Consider the following 18,024-nt stretch of genomic DNA (forward strand, 5'->3'; position numbering starts at 1 on the left):
GCGTGGTGGATCATTGGCAAGTTCGGACAATTAACCGATTTTAGCAGAAACCTTTAATCGGTTTTTCGAGTTTGCAACAGCCCCTTTGTAATAATGTTCAGACTACTTTTGTAAAGCTTTTAAACCTGCCAGTACTTTTTCAGGATAAGCCGGCAAATGTGTAATACGTACGCCGCAAGCATTGAAAATCGCATTACAGATCGATGCATGAGGTCCAGATAATGGCATCTCTCCTGAGCCAGTAGCACCGAATGGTCCGAGCGGACGAGGTGTTTCTTGATAAATCAGATTGATTTCATCAGGAACATCTTTAATTTGAGGGATTCCACAACCCGTTAAAGTCGTGTTCTTTTTCAGATCTTCAAAGTCTTCGCTTAATGCTAAGCCAATCCCCTGAGTCAAGCCACCCCACAACTGCCCATCAACAACCAATTTATTTATAATTGTACCAACATCAGCAACCATTGTCAATTTTTCAACTTGAGTTTTTCCGGTTGTCGTATCAACGGCAACTTCTGATAACAGAACCCCATACATATAACATGGGAAAGGATTTCCCTGACTTGTTTCAACATCAGGAGCGGTACAAGGTGCCGTCCATTTAGCGTCATAATGAAGAGGTAAATTATCAGCAACCATTTCATCATAGGTTCTATAGGTTCCGTCTGCTTTTTTCATAGCTGCCAATAACATTTCACAGCCAACTTTGATGGCATTTCCGGTTATTGTATTATTTCGACTGCCGCCTGATGGTCCGCTGTTTGGTGTAAATTTCATGTCATTCATAACAAGTTTGATCTGTTTTGTTTCGAATCCTACCGGTCGCAAGGTTTCATATGCAATCGCAAGTGATCCCATGTCAGCTCCCTGGCCATGATCTTCCCATGAGTTTCCAACAGTAACACCTTCTGGAGTCAACTCAATCCATATTTCCGAAGAATCCGGGCCATCAAGACCACAGCTGTAAATATTTAGTGAAATACCCACACCATATTTAACATCGCCGCCGGTTTTATTTTTTTCTGCGGCTTTCACTTTGGCTTCCTTATAAAGTGGTCTCATTGTATCAAGTGCCTGTGGCAATACAATAACATCCGGTGAACAACCGTTTGGTGTCTTGTCTCCTTCTCGATAAACATTCTTGTAACGCAATTCCAATGGATCTTCCCCCATCTGCACTGCCAGCATATCGATCAGAGTTTCTGATGCAAATAAACTTTGTGGTGAACCATAACCTCTGAAGGCTGAGCCCCAGGCATGGTTGGTAGCAACCGTTCGGGCTTCTCCACGAATATTGGGGACATTGTAACCGGCACTGATAAACTGTGGTGCACGAGTGGTTACCAAATCTCCAAATTCACAGTATGGACCATGATCTACAGAAGTATCTTCTTCCAAAGCTTGAAGGATACCATTTTCATCTGCACCCATTTTTACATTCATAAAGAATGGTGATCGTTTCCCGGTGTAGGTAATCGTTTGGAACATATTGAATTCCAGGTAGCAAGGACGTTTTGTAACATAGGTCGCAACCCCAATCAAACCTTCAATCGTCGGGCTGAATTTATATCCGAAAGTTCCGCCGGTTGGATTTTGCGCAATAAAATATTTTTCAGGATCAACGCCGATTCCTTCAGCCGTCATTAAATGATGGAAGTGAAGGGCAATACTCTTGGAATGAACCATCAAATTATCATCTTCATCCATATAGGCAAACGCAACATCTGGTTCTAATGGCAGATGGGGTTGTCTTCCGACATAGAAGTCGCCTTCAATGACATTTGGCAGACTTTCCATCAATGGTTTTGTGTCTTCGCCTTTGACAATATTGGTTGTGAAATAAATATTCGGTGTTCCCGGATGAATTTCAATGGCATCATCCGCCATAGCTGCCGGAGCACTCATGTAAGGCAGTAATTCTTCCAATTCAACTTTGACAAATTTTGTTGCTGCTTCAGCCTGTTCGGGTGTATCGGCCAAAACCATGGCGATTGCATCTCCAAACTGGAATACTTTTTTATCACATAAAATCGGACGTTCCAGACCATCTCCAAGATTTTGTGGGAAAGCCAAACCATTAATCCGGTTGGTTCCCGGAACATCTTTATAGGTTAATACTCTGACAACTCCTGGCATTTTTTCAGCTTCTGAAGTATCAATGGAAATAATATTTGCATGAGAAACGGTTGCCTGAACCAGTTTAATGTGTAATGAGCCGGCCGGTAATTTCAGTCCTAAATCAGCACCGAACTCCCAGTTTCCGGTTACTTTTGCAACAGCTGATGGTCGTATGAAGTCCGTACCCAGTATCGAATCGCCTTCTTTTAACTGGAACCATAAATCTTCTTTTTTAATTTCTCCACGCATTAAACGGGCCGCATCCATAACGGCATTTATGATCGGAATATAACCGGTACAACGACAAAGATTATGATGTTTTTGGAACCAGTCTCTAACTTCCTGTCGAGTTGGATCAGCATTTTCTTCCAGTAAAACTTTTGCCGAAATGATAAAACCAGGTGTACAGAATCCACATTGTGCGGCTCCGTGAATCATCCAAGACAGTTGTAATGGATGCAGATTATCTTGAGTTCCTACCCCTTCAATGGTCGTAATTTTGGCTTCATCATGAACTCTTTTCATTTTTGTTACACAGGATCGAACTACCTTACCATCCAGGATTACAGAACAGGCACCACATTCACCTTTTCCACAACCTACTTTTGTTCCCGTTAAACCTTGCTGTCTTCTCAAAACTTCTGCTAAGGTTGTTTTAGGATCATCAATAACAATCCTCTGAATACCATTAATAAACAATGTTTTCTTTTCCATGTTAAAACCTCCTTAAAATAATGAATACTATCAACCTCTATATGGAAGCTTAAAAGTTATTCCTTTTCAAATTTATAATTTTGAAAATGTTTTTAGGTTTAACTTTTTGCGAACGATCAATCCAGGAAGCATCAAATCCTCAACGATTCGATGTTTATAATAACGCAGTTTAGTGATCCTTTGAATGAATATTTTTAATAACGGCTTTCCAAATTCATTTTTAATTCCGCCATCATAAGATACATTATCTACAGTTATTACCCTACATTTCTTCTGTTAAACGAAATTACCTATGAATTTCATTTTTCGCACAAAGATTTTTTATTTCATCAACTTTTCATTGCTAATGGAAAGTAGTACAATGTGAGTTGATAAAACAAGTGATTCTTAAAGCTTTCCTACTCAGTCTCTATTATTCTAAATAATGTGACACTCTGCGTTTTATTATAGCAATAACTGTGCCAACTTTAGAAAGCCTTGATTTAAGGGATTATTATAAGTAAAGAAACGTTTACTTGCTTATAATTTGAGCAATATCATTATTTTTAATCGTTCATATATAGAGCACATGTTCATTTTTTAAACATCTATTTTTTGTAGCATCTTCTCACGAATAAATATTGTGCATTTTTAGAACTTCTTATTCGGTGTCGGCTTACATCTGCGTTCCTTGCAGGATTTTCCTGTACCACCATTTTTTACCATTAGTATTTCTGCCAAGATAGAAAAAGCGACCTCCTCAGGAGATGCGTTGCCGATGTCCAACCCAACCGGCGTGTGAACTTGTTCAAGCAAAGCTCTATCGATTCCCTCCTCCTCGAGTTGTTTATACATTTCTACCGTTTTTTTCGTACTGCCAAGCATCCCTACATATTCAAAATTCTTTTGCAGGGCACCCTTGAGTGCTGATTTATCCTGGGTGTGCGTTGATGCACAGCATATGTAATAGGCTCCATCAGGAATATCGGCCTCTAATATACCCGTTTCAAAGATCTCACATGAAATAAAACGATCTGCCAGTTCTATCTTGTCTTGTATCAGATCCGGTGAACGCGTATCAATCAGGATTGTCTCAAATTGAAGCAGTTTTGCAAAATGCAGCACCGCATTGCCGACATGTCCGCCATTGCAGATCACAAGCGGCAATCTGGGGCTGACTACTTCCACAAACAAACTCGCATTAAATGTACACCCCAGGCCGGTTTCTTCATAGGTCGGTATATGCGTATATCGTTTATAAAAGCTCTTTCGATCTTTTATTGCCTGTTTAGCCTCTTCAATCGCCTGTCGTTCAAACTCGCCGCCGCCTACCGTACCAAAAGTGGTGCCATCTTTGAGCAATAGCATCTTTTTACCAACTTTACAGGGCGAGGTGCCTTCTGTTTCGGTTACTGTCAGCAGCGCATAAGGTATTCCCGCCTTCTTTGCCTTCAACTGTGCTTCTAAAATTTCCATATTTCTGCCTCTCCTAAATATTACTTTGAAATTATATTTCGAACTATTCAACATTCTTTTTTAGCAAAAAAAGACGATCACATTCTAACTTAACAGTTAATTTGTGAACGTCCTTTATTGTCTTCTTCGTCATTTTAAATTAACCGCTGCCACCTACAGACAAGACTGTGATTAGCTTATTGCCTTTTCACAAATCAAGGCCGTAATATTTTGGCAGTTTATCGCACTTTTTTTATAGCTATTAAGTTTGTCTAGTTCTTCGGTTAAATAGTCTTCCTTTTTTAGTTCGATTTCAAAAGTATTTTTTAAAAACGAATGTTTTTCTAAAACTTCATCTTTAATTCGATAATAAACAAACTTGTTTTCCCGCCGGCTTTCCACAAATCCCGCATCACTCATTAATCTTAAGTGCTTCGATAAGTTTGACTGGGAAACACCCAACAGATATTCCAGCTCACAAACGCACAATTCTTTCTCATAAAGAAGATTAAGAATTCTCAGGCGATTCGTATCGGACAAGATCTTAAATATTTCAACAGCTGTCATGTCTTCCTCACTCCTTTATCATAGAACCAATAATCATTATTTACCAATGACTGTCGCTATTTGAGCCTTAACCGTCAATTTGACTATTTCTTCCTCTGTCATTCCAGACCATTTTGCTAATTCGGTATTTGAAGGATAGGCTTTCTTTTTCTTGACTTCCCCATCTACAACTGTAACCGGGAGCACTTCAACCCCTTCATTAACAATTAAGTCATTCACTATCTTGCTTGTTACAAAGGCCATCGGTTCTTCTGACAAACCATGTCTTAGAATTTTTTTTCCTTCACCCTCTAATACATTAATCATGGCCGCTACTCGTAACAACTCTGGATCGACACCGGGTCCGCATACTCCTGATGAACAGCACATCGCTGGATCGTAAATTTCTACCTTATTCATTGTATTCTCCTTTGATTAACTTTCATAATTATTTAATACTAGCCAATAATTTAAAATTTCTGAATCTAAGCTCCGCTATTTAATCTTTACTTAACAGCAGCCCGATGATTTACTGGCATCTTCAATAAGCAATTCACCTTCATCATTTGTTTTCATTGTAACCGTGGCGGCTTTAGCCTCAGCGTCTTCATTCATCAGAACCGAAATACCATTGATCGTAACCGGTTTATCTTCTGTTTTTAAGTTAGTAAACGTAAAATACAGTGATGATCCACAGCATCCCTTCTGCAATGATGCCTGCAGACAATCATGCCCATTCTTTTCCAACATTTCTGTTACTACCACTTTAGCTTCATCTGTAATAATCATTTTGATTTCTCCTCATCCATATTTATTATATTTTTACTTTGTGATTAATTTTGTATAAGACTTTAAAAGTCTTATTTTTTCCAGGGAATGACGACGTAATGTCCCTTGGTATTTTCTGCTATCAGGTTAATCCATTTTTCTTCATTGGCTGCTCGGGCTCTTAAAAACGGGTCTTTCGTATCCGTTGCTAACAGACTGGCATTCATCACCCACCATTTGTTCATAATTCCTGCTCTTTTCAAATCTTCTTCCAGCCTTAATGCTTCAAATACCGGCGTTGCTTCGGGAAGAGCCACAATGATCACTTCTGTTTCATCCTGATTTTGAAGCCGTGGTAAAAGGTTCATCACCGACTCAGGAATATCCGCATTGGAATGTTCCATTTCTTTAGCATAGCTTTCGGTTGAATTTAGCAGCAATAACGTATGGCCGGTGGGCGCGGTATCAATAACGACAACCCCATCTTCGGCTTTTTCTACGGCATCGGCAAAAGCTCTGAATACCGCAATTTCCTGAGTACAGGGTGAACGCAGATCTTCTTCGATGTAGTCAATATCTTCCTGACTGAGGTTATTGGCCTTCGCTTTTCCAATGACCTCGGCACGATATTTCTGAAGTTCTTCTTCTTCATCAATATTACTTACCGTAATATTTTCTCCACCCATGGTGGCCGCACTCATATGTCCGGCTGGATCAGTCGTTGTCAGATATACTTTTTTACCTAGTTTGGAAAGACCCAAAGCAATCGCTGCGGCAATCGTTGTTTTTCCAACGCCTCCTTTACCCATGGTAAAGATGACTTTCTTGTTTGTTTTATCTAAATCTTCAACCAATTTCTCCAAACCCGGCAATTCTTTAAGTTTGCTAACTGCATCACTATCAATCACATCATCTTCAATAAAAAAGCGACGAATATTTTTGATCCCTGCTACATTATAGGCCCGAAGAGGAAGCGTGTAAATATCTAAAGTCTTCATACTGTTTGGTATTTTTTTGACCGCCTCTCTTTGTTTTGAATAAAAAGCCGTGGCAATTTCATCGGTTTTATCAAAGTTCTCCAGAACACCGTTGATAACAAGTATCTGATTTTCAACCCCAATCTCTTTTAATTCTTTGGACGCTCTGGCTGCTTCTGCTAAAGGTGATGTTTCCGGGCGGGAAACCAAAACTAAAGTGGTCATTCTTCCATCGGATAAGTTTTTAACTGCCTTTGCATACATTTTCTTTTGTTCAGTTAAGCCCGACAACTGACCTAAGCAGGAAGCCCCATGCGTACTTTCATCAATAAAGCTATCCCAGGCTGATGGCAATTGAAGCATTCTTAATGTGTGTCCTGTAGGCGCGGTATCAAAAATAATATAATCATATTCTTTACTCATAGTTTCATCTGTGATAAAGCGAGAGAATTCATTGAAAGCTGCAATCTCTACGGTACAGGAGCCTGAAAGCTGTTCTTCCATACTCGCAATCGCTGCTTCTGGAAGTTTTCCGCGATATGGACCAACAACAGATTCTTTATATTCTTCGGCTGCTTCGATGGGATCGAGGTTTGCAACAACCAGATTTGGCACCCCTTTAATAGGAACACCCTGTCCGTTTAATTCAGTTTCAAAAACATCTTGTAAGTTTGAAGCGGGATCGGTACTTACCAGGAATACCTTTTTACCTTTATCAGCAAGACTCACCGCCGTTGTACAAGCTACCGATGTTTTGCCAACGCCGCCTTTGCCAGTGTAAAATAAATATTTAGTCAATTTAACATTATCTGGTGTAAAATTCTTATACATGATTATCCTTCTTTCTTATATGAACATCAAATCATATAACTTTATATTCATATGATACGTCGTTCATGTGAGTTTGTCAACCATTATTTTTATTTAATCTGATCTTTCAGATCCAACTATTGTATAAGCTCACCCCTTCATGCTCTCTGACAAGTAATAATTGTTTGCCGAAATATTCCAACCCGGTTTCTGTCAAATAGAATCTTTACAAAAATCTACCCGCTAATTTTATTGACGAATGTTTCTATGGAAGCTATTATTAAGGCAATAGCTAAGCATATTATTATATTGTTATAAAGGAGTAAAAAATGGATGTTTATTTAGATAATGCCGCAACAACTTTTCCAAAGCCATCAATTGTCCCTGAAAAGATTTACGATTATATTATAAATAATGGTGGCACCTCGGGAAGAGGCGCCTATGAAAAAGCCATGCTGGCGGATGGTCTTGTTTATCAAACGCGAAAAAGTTTAGCCAAACTTTTTAATCACTCCGACCCTAAAACCGTCATTTTTACTTCATCAGTTACCGAATCTTTAAACCTTGCGCTCCAGGGCATTCTAAAACCCGGCGATCATGTGGTCACCAGCGCACTAGAACACAACGCGGTCTGGCGCTGCCTAAAAACCCTGGAACGGGACCGTGGCATTTCCATTTCAATTGTTCCGGCCAATTCTCAGGGCGAAACAAAAATTGAAGATGTTGAAGCGGCCATCAGACCTGAAACCCGGCTCATTGTTTTTACCCATGCTTCAAACGTTCTGGGAACCATTCAACCCATTGCTGCCATCGGTAAACTGGCTCGCAGCAAAAACATTCTTTTTCTGGTTGATGCTGCTCAATCCGCCGGAGTTCTCCCCATTGATGTCCAGGCGCAACAGATTGATTTGTTGGCTTTCACCGGACATAAAAGCCTTTTAGGCCCGATGGGCACCGGTGGACTGGTGGTTAATTGTGATGCCGATATTCACCCATTAATATCCGGAGGAACGGGCGGAGATTCGGCCTATGAATACCAGCCTGATTATTATCCCAATCATCTGGAAGCCGGAACCCTGAACGTCAGCGGGATTATCGGTCTCGGTGCCGCTTTGGCATTTTTGGAAACCGAAGGGCTGGGTAACATTCGACGGAAAGAAGATTTCCTTGTCGCCTACGCTTTAAATGCCCTCGCAACAGTCCCAAATATTGAACTATACGGTCCTCGTGATTCTACCAAAACAGTCGGTGTCATTCCTTTTAATATTGCCGGGGAGCTGCCGGAAGAAGTTGCCTATTATCTGGATCAGGAATGTCATGTTATGATCCGTTCAGGTCTGCACTGCGCCCCCAGTGCCCATCGTCTGATCGGCACGATAAAGCGCGGCACCTGCCGCGTGGGCATCGGGTATTTTAATGAAACTGCGGATATCGATGCCCTTGTCAACGGACTGCAATCATATATAAAGGAGAATAAATAAATGTATCTTGAAACGATCAACCTCATCTTTATCAAGCCCTGTACGACTGGTGGCGGACGGGTTAAATTCAAGGCTAAAATGAGTCGCTCCATTGCCGAGCTGATGCCCTACCTCAATGCGGAGATCAATACGGCCCTTTACATCCCCCAGGCACAAACCTTCACCTATAAAATTGAAAGCCATATTATCACGATTAAAGATGACCGGCTCACCTGTACCCAATTGACCAACGAAGCCCAGTGTTATGAAATGATCGATCATCTAAAAGATGTCATTAATGATACCTGGGAACGCAAAGAATCCATCACCCCCAATGAAGAAACAAGAGAGCGCCCCAGTGCCATTCAGTTGTATAAGCTTTTGCCTAAAAAAATCGGTTGCAAGGCCTGTGGACATGCTTCCTGTATGGCTTTTGCGACTAAAATGATTTTGGGAACCGCTCGGTTAAACCAGTGTCCGCTCCTGAAAGAGGACGATTATTCGCCCAACTATCTGAGTCTGGAATCGCACCTGCAGCTTTTAGGTTATGAGACAGACTGATAGTGATTGGTTCTGAAATCAAAACTATTATAGTTTTTTAACTAAAAAGTGCTAAAATATTAAAAACAGTTACTATAATCAACCAAGGAGTATATACAATGGAAAGTTTTTCTGAATTAAACGATCAAGAACTTATAAAAAAGCTTGAAGCTTTGAAAGAAGATTTGGCAGATATTGAAAATGAAAAAAACTTTACCTCCAATCAATCCGGCCTTCATCTGTCCAGTGCCAAGATCATTTCACAAATAAAGGAGTTCGACTCCGAAATTTCAATTCTTAACAAGCAGCTTTCCGAATGCTGTAATGAAGTGGAAAAACGCAATCTGCCTAAAGTATAAATTCAGCCTGCGATGTTTTTGGGGTAATATTTCTTTTGTCAGTACAGAATGAAACTCTCAATTGCATTTCTATAAGGAATTGGTTATAATGTTATCAACAGCTATTAGAAATGCTTTTAGTGTATTTCTCTATAGTTCGCGGATAGGCCACCAAGTGAACGCAAGTATTCATTTGGCTCATTGGTTTCGCATAAATCAAATAAAGAGGTTCAATATGAATTCAGACGACGTTTCGGTTAAAATTTTCAAAGCTCTTGGTCATCCCATCCGTTTGCAAATAGTGAAATTTCTGCTGGATGAACCACGGTGCGTATGCGAAATCAACAAGCATTTCGAATTTAGTCAGGCAAATACTTCTCAGCATTTAAAAATTCTTAAAGAGGCTGGAATATTGGAAAATAAAAAGGTTGGAGTAGAAATGCATTATGCCGTAAAGTTAAAGGGGATTGCATCCCTGTTAAGCATCATGGAAAATGTTGTCGCAGAGTTTTTTGAAACTTTAGACTTTTAGTTTTATAGCCTATCTAAAAAAGCTTTTGCATTATTTTGCAAAAGCTTTTTTTAGTGTTCTATAATTTTTTTAAAACCATTTCAGTGGCGGCACCGGTAAGCATAATGCAATGTTCAAGATGTTCAGGACTTCCAAATTTGAATTTTTGCTTCATCCATATTAATCTCCTCATCTCATATATTTTTTTATTTCTCTCATCAACAATATTTTAATGGAAGTTCCTCTCACAATAACATTTTCTTCTTAGCCTTGCAAAGTAAAATAATAGCAGCAATTAAGCTTGCAAATTAAAGCTACCTGGCAATCCATTTTCACGCTGATTCTGTCAAACAGCATTCCAAAATGCCAATCATTTCATCAATATGCTCTTTCTCAATGACCAATGGTGGTAGAAACCGGATCACATTTGCACCTGCCGAAATGATAATTAGCCCCAATTCCTGTGCCTTTGCAATATAGTCATTCACTGGATGATCAAATTCCAGTCCTTGCATCAATCCTTTTCCGCGACGTTCTTTCACACAAAAATACTCTGTTACCAGATTATCTAACTTTTCTTCTAAATATTCGCTGACTTCTTTGACATGCTCCAGGAGGTTGCTCTCTTTATAAATATCAAAAACAACATTGATCGCGGCACCTGCCAGGGGATTAAACCCATATGTCGTTCCATGGTCCCCTGGTTCCAGTACATTTGCCGCCTTCCCTCTTGCCGCAAATGCTCCGACCGGAATTCCACCCCCAATTGCTTTTGCCGAAGCGATGACATCCGGGATGACGCCATAAGCCTGGTAAGCAAACATCTCGCCCACACGTCCCATCCCGCATTGTATTTCATCGAGCATGAGCAATATATCGTGTTCTTTACAGATTTTTTCAACGCCTTCCAAAAATTCTTCTGTTGCTGGGTATAAACCGCCCTCACCCTGAATTGTTTCAAGAAGGATGGCGCAGGTATTTTCACTCATTTCTGCTTTAACACTTTCCAGATTATTAAATTCTGCAAACTTAATGTTCGGAATCATCGGACCAAAGGCCTCCTGATATTTTGGCTGACCAGTGACCGCCAGTGCCCCCATGCTTCTTCCATGGAAAGAATGGTTCATTGCAATAATTTCGCCTTCAGCACTTCCAGTTTTCTGATAATAATATTTGCGTGCAAGTTTAATTGCCCCTTCAATCGCTTCTGTCCCTGAATTGGTGAAAAACACTTTCTCCATTCCTGAAGCTTCCGCAAACTTCTCAGCCGCATCCGCTGACGGTTTATTATAGAATAAATTAGATGTATGGATCACCTTATCTATCTGTTGTTTTAATGCATTATTATAAGTTGTGTTTTCATATCCCAGTGCAAATACGCCAATACCCGCAGCAAAATCAAGATACCTTTTTTGATTGTCATCATACAGATAAACGCCTTTTCCATGATCTAATACAATTGGATATCGATTGTATGTATGAAGGAAATATTCCTCAGCCTTTTCGATTGTTTTGTTCATATTTATTCACTTCCTTAGAATTTATATGCAATTTTATCACAAAGTTTTTTTAATTGCAATAACTATGATTAATTTTCCTTGCTAAAAAGTTGAATCTTAAGAATTGACGATTTTTTAAGTAAAGTGTATAATAGCATTCATATAGTTTCTATATGCTTTCAGCATATAACTAAGGAGATAAATAATGGGACAAATTTTGATAAAAAACGCCTACATTGTAACAATGAACGCTACTAATCAGGTGTTTACAAATGGGAGTATATTAGTTGACTACGATAAAATCATTGCAGTGGGCAAAGTGGACAAAAAGCTGATAAAAAAGAGCGCCGAAACCATCAATGCCAAAGGCAAGTATGTTCTTCCGGGGTTTGTTAATACCCATGTCCATACCTCTCAGCAGCTTGGCCGGGGCCTCGGTGATGATGTAAACTTGTTAACCTGGCTTCATGAGCGTATCTGGCCATACGAAAGCAACATGACGGAAGAAGATTCTTACATCTCTACCCTGCTCTGCTGTCTGGAGCAAATCCGGGCCGGCGTGACCTCTTTTGCCGAACCCGGGGGACAATTTGTCAGCGGTATGGTAAAAGCGGTAACCGAAGCCGGACTTCGGGGAAAACTGGCAAAATCCGTGATGGATTGTGGTGAGGGACTGCCTGAAATTTGGCAGCGAAGTACCCAGGACGAACTGGACAAACAGGAAGAGGATATCCGGAAATATCACAATACGGCCGATGGCAGAGTTCAGATATGGGTTGGACTCCGCACCATTTTCAACAACTCGGACGATTTAATCATTAAATCCAAGGAGCTGGCTGACAAATACAATGTCGGGCTTCATATGCATGTCGCCGAAGTCAAAGACGAAATTGATTATACCATGGCGGTTTATGGCGAACCAACCGTCACCCATCTTAACAAACTTGGTGTTCTTGACAAAAATTTTCTCGCGGTTCATACCGTATGGCTCACCGATGAAGAAGTTGAACTGTTTAGAGCGAAGAAGGTAAAAGTTTCCCATAATCCGGCTGCGGCCATGCGAGTATTGGGTTTCGCCAAGATTCCCAAAATGCTCAAGGAAGGGATCTGTGTCTCCATTGGAACGGATGGTGCACCTTCCAGCAACCGCATGGATATGGTCGACGAACTCTGGCTGACTTCTCTAATCCACAAGGGCTGGCGGCTCGACCCCACGGTCATGAAAGCCGAAGAGATTCTGGAAATGGCGACGAAAAATGGCGCTAAAGCATTGCTTGATGAAGACAGCTATGGCAGTCTTGAACCCGGAAAAAAAGCGGATCTGATTATTATCAATCCTGACTCCGCTTCGATGTTACCGCTTCATGACCCCATTGCCAATCTTGTCACCGCCATGCATTCTTCAAACGTTGAAAGCACCTTATGTAATGGTCAGTGGCTGATGAAAAAGCGAATCATCCAAACATTGGATGAGAAAGCCATTCTGAAAGAAGCCCAAAAACGAGCTGACGCCATCCGCAAACGCGCCGGAATAGAACTTCCCGACCGATTTCCAACGATAACATTTTAAGAAGCAACTAAATTAATTGAAAGTAAAACCACCTTGAACCTGTATTTAAAAAGGTTCAAGGTGGTTTTTTCGATCATTCTTCGCTAAACTATAATTCACCGCTTACTCAATCACTGCTAATATGGGATCGATGATTGTCTGTGTGGCAACATCGATAAAACCGTGATCCGTAATCGCAAATGACGGCAATGCTGCCAGGCAAATGAATGACAGAAACATAAAAGGTATCGTAATCGGAGAACCCAGTTCATGAATTGCCTGATTCAATTCTTCTTTTTCTACGGCCAGTTCTTCCGCCGATAAATCGGATAGCAAGCCAAGAATTGGATAGGCAACTTCTTGAACAACCTGGCCATTATTGACGACAACCTGTCCGCCTTGAATCTCCGCAACACGGTTCACTGCAACAGCCATATCTTGGTGATTTGTTCCAAGAACAATAATATTGTGATTGTCATGGCCAACAGAAGATGCAATGGCACCGGATTTTAAATTAAAGCCGCCCATAAAAGCCTTTCCAATGTTTCCGTTTTTTCCATAGCGTTCTACCTGAGCAATATACAGAACATCCTGTTCAACATCGCTTTGTACTACGCCATTCTCTACATTAAGTTCTACTATTCTCTCGATTGTAATGGGAATCCACGGCAAAGTATCCATTACCTTAACCCTGGCTTTCTTAGCCGTCTTTGAAACGCAAATTTTAAAATCTTCCGGTTCTATTTTTTTGCTTAATTTAATCGTATTTAATAAAATTGGTACATGCTCTGCTTTTGGATAAGATACCAGCAGTTTTTCATTCTCCACCACCGGCTTTCCGCCAGCAATCACTGACAGCACTTTAAAATCTTCCGGCCCCGTTGTTATATTAACGTCTGCTCTTTTTCCTGGCGCCAGTCCGCCAATTTTATGATCTAATCCAAATGCTCTGGCCGCATTTAAACTGACAAACTGAATGGCTTTTGCAAAATCCGTTCCTTCTCCTAATGCAATCCGAACGGCATCATCAAGATGACCTCTTTTTACCGCGTCTATCGTATGCAAATCATCGGTAACTATACTGACCCGGGATGAATCCAGGTTATTTTCCAATATGGGTTTTAATCCATCTTTCAGTCCTCTTGCTGCCGACCCTTCGCGAATCATCACATGCAGGCCGGCCCGAAGTCTGGCAACCACATCTTCTCCAGAAAGCGATTCATGGTCGGTACTGATCCCAATTGCCGCACAAACATTCAGTGCCGGACCGGATATGTCAGGCAAGTGTCCCTGCAAAGATTTTCCTTTTGCAAGTGTTGCATCCATCGAGTCAAGCAAATCAGGAAAGCCGGCAAGAATATATTGTCCCACACACTCAGATAAACCCACCGCATCTTCACGCTCCAAAGCTTTCTTGATGATTTCAGTATTAAAACTTCCACCGCTTGTTTCCAGCTTTGGTGAAAAGGGCACATGCGAAGGGACAACAAAATAAAGTTTTAGATCGGTATCCTGCGCCTCCTCCAAAACAGCCTCAATGGCCTCTAGCCCAGCTACTACACCGACTTCATGCAGATCTGTAAATATCGCCGTTGTTCCGTGTTTCAAAACAATTTCTGCAAAAGGACGGATTGAAAGACTGGTGCTTTCCGGATGAATGTGTCCATCAATGAATCCCGGTGTGATGAAATGACCTTTGGCATCAATAATTTTGGTGTTTTCGCCAATTGTATAATCCACATCTCCCACCGCCGCGATGGTATCCCCGCTGATTGCAACACCACCATCATAAATTTCACCAGAATATACATTTACTATTTTTCCGTTTTTAACAACAATATCTGCAAACGCATTTCCACCTGCAACCGCTATTAGTTTTTTATTCATTTTGACCTCCCAATTCAATATTTTTAAATCATATTATTTTTATATGTTTAATATATATTATACTTTACCTTTTATTGGAAAAATGTCAATCGTTTTTTTTATTCACTTGTATATTGTTTTTAGAAACCCCGAGTATAGGGCGTTGCACAATCCAGGCAACATTTTTTGCCATTTTCCAGACGAATCATCGGTTCAGCTGTTTTTTCTCCGCAGACCTCACAGATCACACTTTGGAAAATACGGGCGGTTTCCGGAAGTTGATAATCAGGGGTCTTAAAATCAAAGATTTTATGAGCATCCGGTTCATTAAGAATATATTCTTCCTTCTCATCCCGTTCCATGTCAGGCATGTCCTTTAAGACCAGTCGAATACTTTTTCCGGTTTTTCGATTAAAAAAAGAAAAGGCTTGTTTGCCACGGTTTCGAAAAATGAGATTTCCTTTTCCAACGCTACATCCGGTAACAACCTGAACACCGTCGACCCCACAGGCATCATTTTCAGTCACACAAACAACTTCCTCATCCTTTGAGAAGTCAATATCAAGTGCTTTAAGCGCTTCCTCAGAGGCTCGCACACCAATGGCCAATCCCGGACAGTGATGTCCGTGAAACGCAACCGATTTTTTCCATAAATTTTGATCCATTTTTCCATCTCCTTAAAAAGATATTAAATTCTTTGCGCTGTTCTTTTTTAGTTACCGCTGCAGCCGCAACTGCAGCTTTCATTTTCTTCTTCATCTATTTCCATTGCTTCTAAAAATTCCCCGATCTGATCAAGCCAATCGCCCTCATATAATTCAATCAGCCCTTTATCACAGGCACCGGCTAGAGCAGAATTGATCGGCATCTTGGCAATTAAATCAATGCCATGTTTTTTTGCCGCTTCGTCAACATGACTCTCACCAAATATCAGATGTTTTTTGTCACAATCAGGGCATTGGAAATATGACATATTTTCAACTAGTCCAATAACTGGGATATTCATCATTTCAGCCATTTTCACAGCCTTTGCAACGATCATTGAAACCAATTCCTGGGGCGAGGTGACGATAATAATACCATCAACCGGCAGCGATTGGAACACGGTTAAAGGCACATCCCCGGTACCTGGCGGCATATCAACAAACATGTAATCCACATCGCCCCAGATAACATCCGTCCAGAATTGTTTTACCGCGCCGGCGATAACCGGTCCCCGCCAAATGACTGGGTCGGTATCGTTTTCCAGCAACAAGTTGATCGACATAATTTCAATTCCCGTTTTACTGGAAATAGGGATGAAGCCTGCTTCATTTGATGTCGCCTTGGTGTGAATTCCAAAAACTTTTGGAATCGACGGTCCGGTAATATCGGCATCCAAGATCGCTGTTTTATACCCTTTTCGATTCATTGAAACGGCCATTAAAGACGTTACCAGCGATTTCCCCACCCCGCCTTTTCCGCTTACAACACCAATCACTTTTTTTATTTTGCTCAATTCATGTGGTTTTTCAGAAAAGTCAACCGGACTTTCTGCTCTTTCATCACATTCTTCACCACAACTACCACATGTTTGACTGCAACTATCACTCATTAAATTTTTTCTCCTCTTTTGTTTGATTTTTTTGTCAGAATCCATTCCTTACCAATTTATATTAAATCATCATAGAAAATTAATTTGGTGCCAATTATCGAGAACCCATCATGCCGATCAATGGTCGATATGATTTTACTGTGACCGTACTTCGTCTACATTCTCAATAACAGTTGATAATTTTCCCCTGATTATTTAAGCGTTTTCCAGTTCCAATAATAATGTCTTATTTTTCAGACTTTTCAATCGCCGGAATCTTCTCTTCAAATCGATGCTTCGGGCATCGGCAACACCCATACATTTGTTGATCATCTTCGCAAAGTTTGTAATTCCCGCCTTCAATTTTTAAGACATTTCCATTGACAAGGGCATCAGCTAATTTCTTTCGGGCATCATTATAGATTCGCTGAACCGTTGTCCTGGCCACATTCATACTTTCCGCACATTCCTCTTGAAGCATCCCTTCTAAATCAATGAGCCGTATCGTTTCATATTCTTCCACTGTCATTGAAATAATATTTTCTTCAAAATTAGGTGCATTAAGCGGACCAAATAAATTACTTTCCGGCAAACAGCATACTTTTCTCCATTTTATCGGTCTTGGCATATCTTCCTCCCTAATTGTTTTAATTCTTTCCTCAGAATTGATTGATTATGTCAAGTTCCTTCTTCTCCTGAATAATCAATGTCTTTTTCTATAGATATCGGTTATTCTATAATTATTATATCCTCTTTATAACATATGTCAATAACCTTCTTGTATAATCATTATCTGTCATTTAATTCTGACATATTTTTTCATGATTCGCAAGATATTTACAAGGCTAACTTACTTTCCCCCAAAAGTATGATGTTATTGTATCATCGCTTGCGCTTCATCACCTTGAAACAGATCAAGCCAAATTTGAGATGTATCAAAGAATTTATGCCGGATTGAAAGAAAACGGAATCTTTATTAATCTTGATATTGTTTTAGGAAGCAACGAAGAACTGCAAACGATCAACATGCAAAATTGGATCAATTTCATGAAACAAAACGTTCCTGAGCGTGAAATAGTTGAAAAATGGATTCCTAGTTATTATGCTGACGACCGTCCCACCACTTTGCGATCGCATATCAAATTTTTGGAAGAAGCGGGCTTTAAAGAAGTTGATGTCATCTACAAAGCCTTTAATTATAGCGTCTTCTGTGGCAGAAAAAGAGTTTAAGTAACCGATAAATCAGGTTGCACAAATCTCATAACTACTGAACCCATGAACTGATGTTCAAGATGATAAATGATGTTTTCATTCAAAATCA

At 40.3% G+C, this 18,024-nt stretch carries 17 protein-coding genes; 6 read left to right on the forward strand and 11 right to left on the reverse strand.

Annotated features, from left to right (window positions below):
* Positions 1-102: 102 nt before the first annotated feature.
* From FZC41_RS05870 to arsA, 6 genes are all read right to left on the reverse strand, one after another.
* On the reverse strand, positions 103-2,832 hold the full coding sequence (locus tag FZC41_RS05870; RefSeq protein ID WP_148566469.1) for a molybdopterin-dependent aldehyde oxidoreductase: 2,730 nt from the start codon (positions 2,830-2,832) through the stop codon (positions 103-105).
* 630 nt (positions 2,833-3,462) lie between these two features.
* Entirely contained in the window at positions 3,463-4,287 is an 825-nt protein-coding gene (locus FZC41_RS05875) for an XdhC family protein (protein WP_148566470.1), read from the reverse strand.
* Positions 4,288-4,458: 171 nt separating this feature from the next.
* Entirely contained in the window at positions 4,459-4,833 is a 375-nt protein-coding gene (locus FZC41_RS05880; protein WP_148566471.1) for an ArsR/SmtB family transcription factor, read from the reverse strand.
* 36 nt (positions 4,834-4,869) lie between these two features.
* Entirely contained in the window at positions 4,870-5,232 is a 363-nt protein-coding gene (gene arsD / locus FZC41_RS05885) for an arsenite efflux transporter metallochaperone ArsD (RefSeq protein WP_148566472.1), read from the reverse strand.
* 90 nt (positions 5,233-5,322) lie between these two features.
* Complete coding sequence (locus FZC41_RS05890) at positions 5,323-5,601, reverse strand: hypothetical protein (protein ID WP_148566473.1); 279 nt, start codon at positions 5,599-5,601, stop codon at positions 5,323-5,325.
* Between the two features lie 71 nt (positions 5,602-5,672).
* Complete coding sequence (arsA, locus tag FZC41_RS05895; RefSeq protein ID WP_148566474.1) at positions 5,673-7,388, reverse strand: arsenical pump-driving ATPase; 1,716 nt, start codon at positions 7,386-7,388, stop codon at positions 5,673-5,675.
* 308 nt (positions 7,389-7,696) lie between these two features.
* Between arsA and FZC41_RS05900 the strand changes: the two genes are divergently transcribed.
* From FZC41_RS05900 to FZC41_RS05915, 4 genes are all read left to right on the forward strand, one after another.
* A complete protein-coding gene (locus tag FZC41_RS05900) occupies positions 7,697-8,848 on the forward strand; it encodes a cysteine desulfurase (protein ID WP_148566475.1) in 1,152 nt (383 codons plus the stop codon).
* On the forward strand, positions 8,849-9,388 hold the full coding sequence (locus FZC41_RS05905; RefSeq protein ID WP_148566476.1) for a (Fe-S)-binding protein: 540 nt from the start codon (positions 8,849-8,851) through the stop codon (positions 9,386-9,388).
* Positions 9,389-9,486: 98 nt separating this feature from the next.
* A complete protein-coding gene (locus FZC41_RS05910; RefSeq protein ID WP_148566477.1) occupies positions 9,487-9,726 on the forward strand; it encodes a hypothetical protein in 240 nt (79 codons plus the stop codon).
* Between the two features lie 214 nt (positions 9,727-9,940).
* Positions 9,941-10,237 (forward strand): ArsR/SmtB family transcription factor, encoded by a 297-nt coding sequence (locus FZC41_RS05915; RefSeq protein ID WP_148566478.1) that lies wholly within the window; start codon positions 9,941-9,943, stop codon positions 10,235-10,237.
* Between the two features lie 311 nt (positions 10,238-10,548).
* On the opposite strand, the gene FZC41_RS05920 is transcribed toward FZC41_RS05915, so the two are convergent.
* Entirely contained in the window at positions 10,549-11,736 is a 1,188-nt protein-coding gene (locus FZC41_RS05920; RefSeq protein ID WP_148566479.1) for an aspartate aminotransferase family protein, read from the reverse strand.
* Between the two features lie 184 nt (positions 11,737-11,920).
* Here FZC41_RS05920 and FZC41_RS05925 point away from each other — a divergent pair, with 184 nt between their 5' ends.
* Positions 11,921-13,285, forward strand: a complete 1,365-nt coding sequence (locus FZC41_RS05925) for an amidohydrolase (RefSeq protein WP_148566480.1) — start codon at positions 11,921-11,923, stop codon at positions 13,283-13,285.
* 102 nt (positions 13,286-13,387) lie between these two features.
* On the opposite strand, the gene FZC41_RS05930 is transcribed toward FZC41_RS05925, so the two are convergent.
* The 4 genes from FZC41_RS05930 to FZC41_RS05945 form a co-directional block, all read right to left on the reverse strand.
* Positions 13,388-15,151 carry an adenine deaminase gene (locus FZC41_RS05930; RefSeq protein ID WP_148566481.1) on the reverse strand — a complete coding sequence of 588 codons (1,764 nt, stop codon included), beginning with the start codon at positions 15,149-15,151 and terminating at the stop codon, positions 13,388-13,390.
* A 119-nt stretch (positions 15,152-15,270) separates the two neighbouring features.
* Complete coding sequence (locus FZC41_RS05935) at positions 15,271-15,795, reverse strand: FmdE family protein (protein ID WP_148566482.1); 525 nt, start codon at positions 15,793-15,795, stop codon at positions 15,271-15,273.
* 47 nt (positions 15,796-15,842) lie between these two features.
* On the reverse strand, positions 15,843-16,724 hold the full coding sequence (locus FZC41_RS05940; RefSeq protein WP_148566483.1) for an Mrp/NBP35 family ATP-binding protein: 882 nt from the start codon (positions 16,722-16,724) through the stop codon (positions 15,843-15,845).
* A 226-nt stretch (positions 16,725-16,950) separates the two neighbouring features.
* Complete coding sequence (locus tag FZC41_RS05945; RefSeq protein WP_148566484.1) at positions 16,951-17,331, reverse strand: DUF134 domain-containing protein; 381 nt, start codon at positions 17,329-17,331, stop codon at positions 16,951-16,953.
* A gap of 302 nt (positions 17,332-17,633) precedes the next feature.
* Between FZC41_RS05945 and FZC41_RS05950 the strand changes: the two genes are divergently transcribed.
* A complete protein-coding gene (locus tag FZC41_RS05950; RefSeq protein WP_148566485.1) occupies positions 17,634-17,933 on the forward strand; it encodes a hypothetical protein in 300 nt (99 codons plus the stop codon).
* The last annotated feature ends 91 nt before the right edge of the window (positions 17,934-18,024 follow it).

Origin of the sequence: Acetobacterium paludosum, assembly GCF_008086595.1 — a bacterium.
Taxonomy (GTDB): domain Bacteria; phylum Bacillota; class Clostridia; order Eubacteriales; family Eubacteriaceae; genus Acetobacterium; species Acetobacterium paludosum.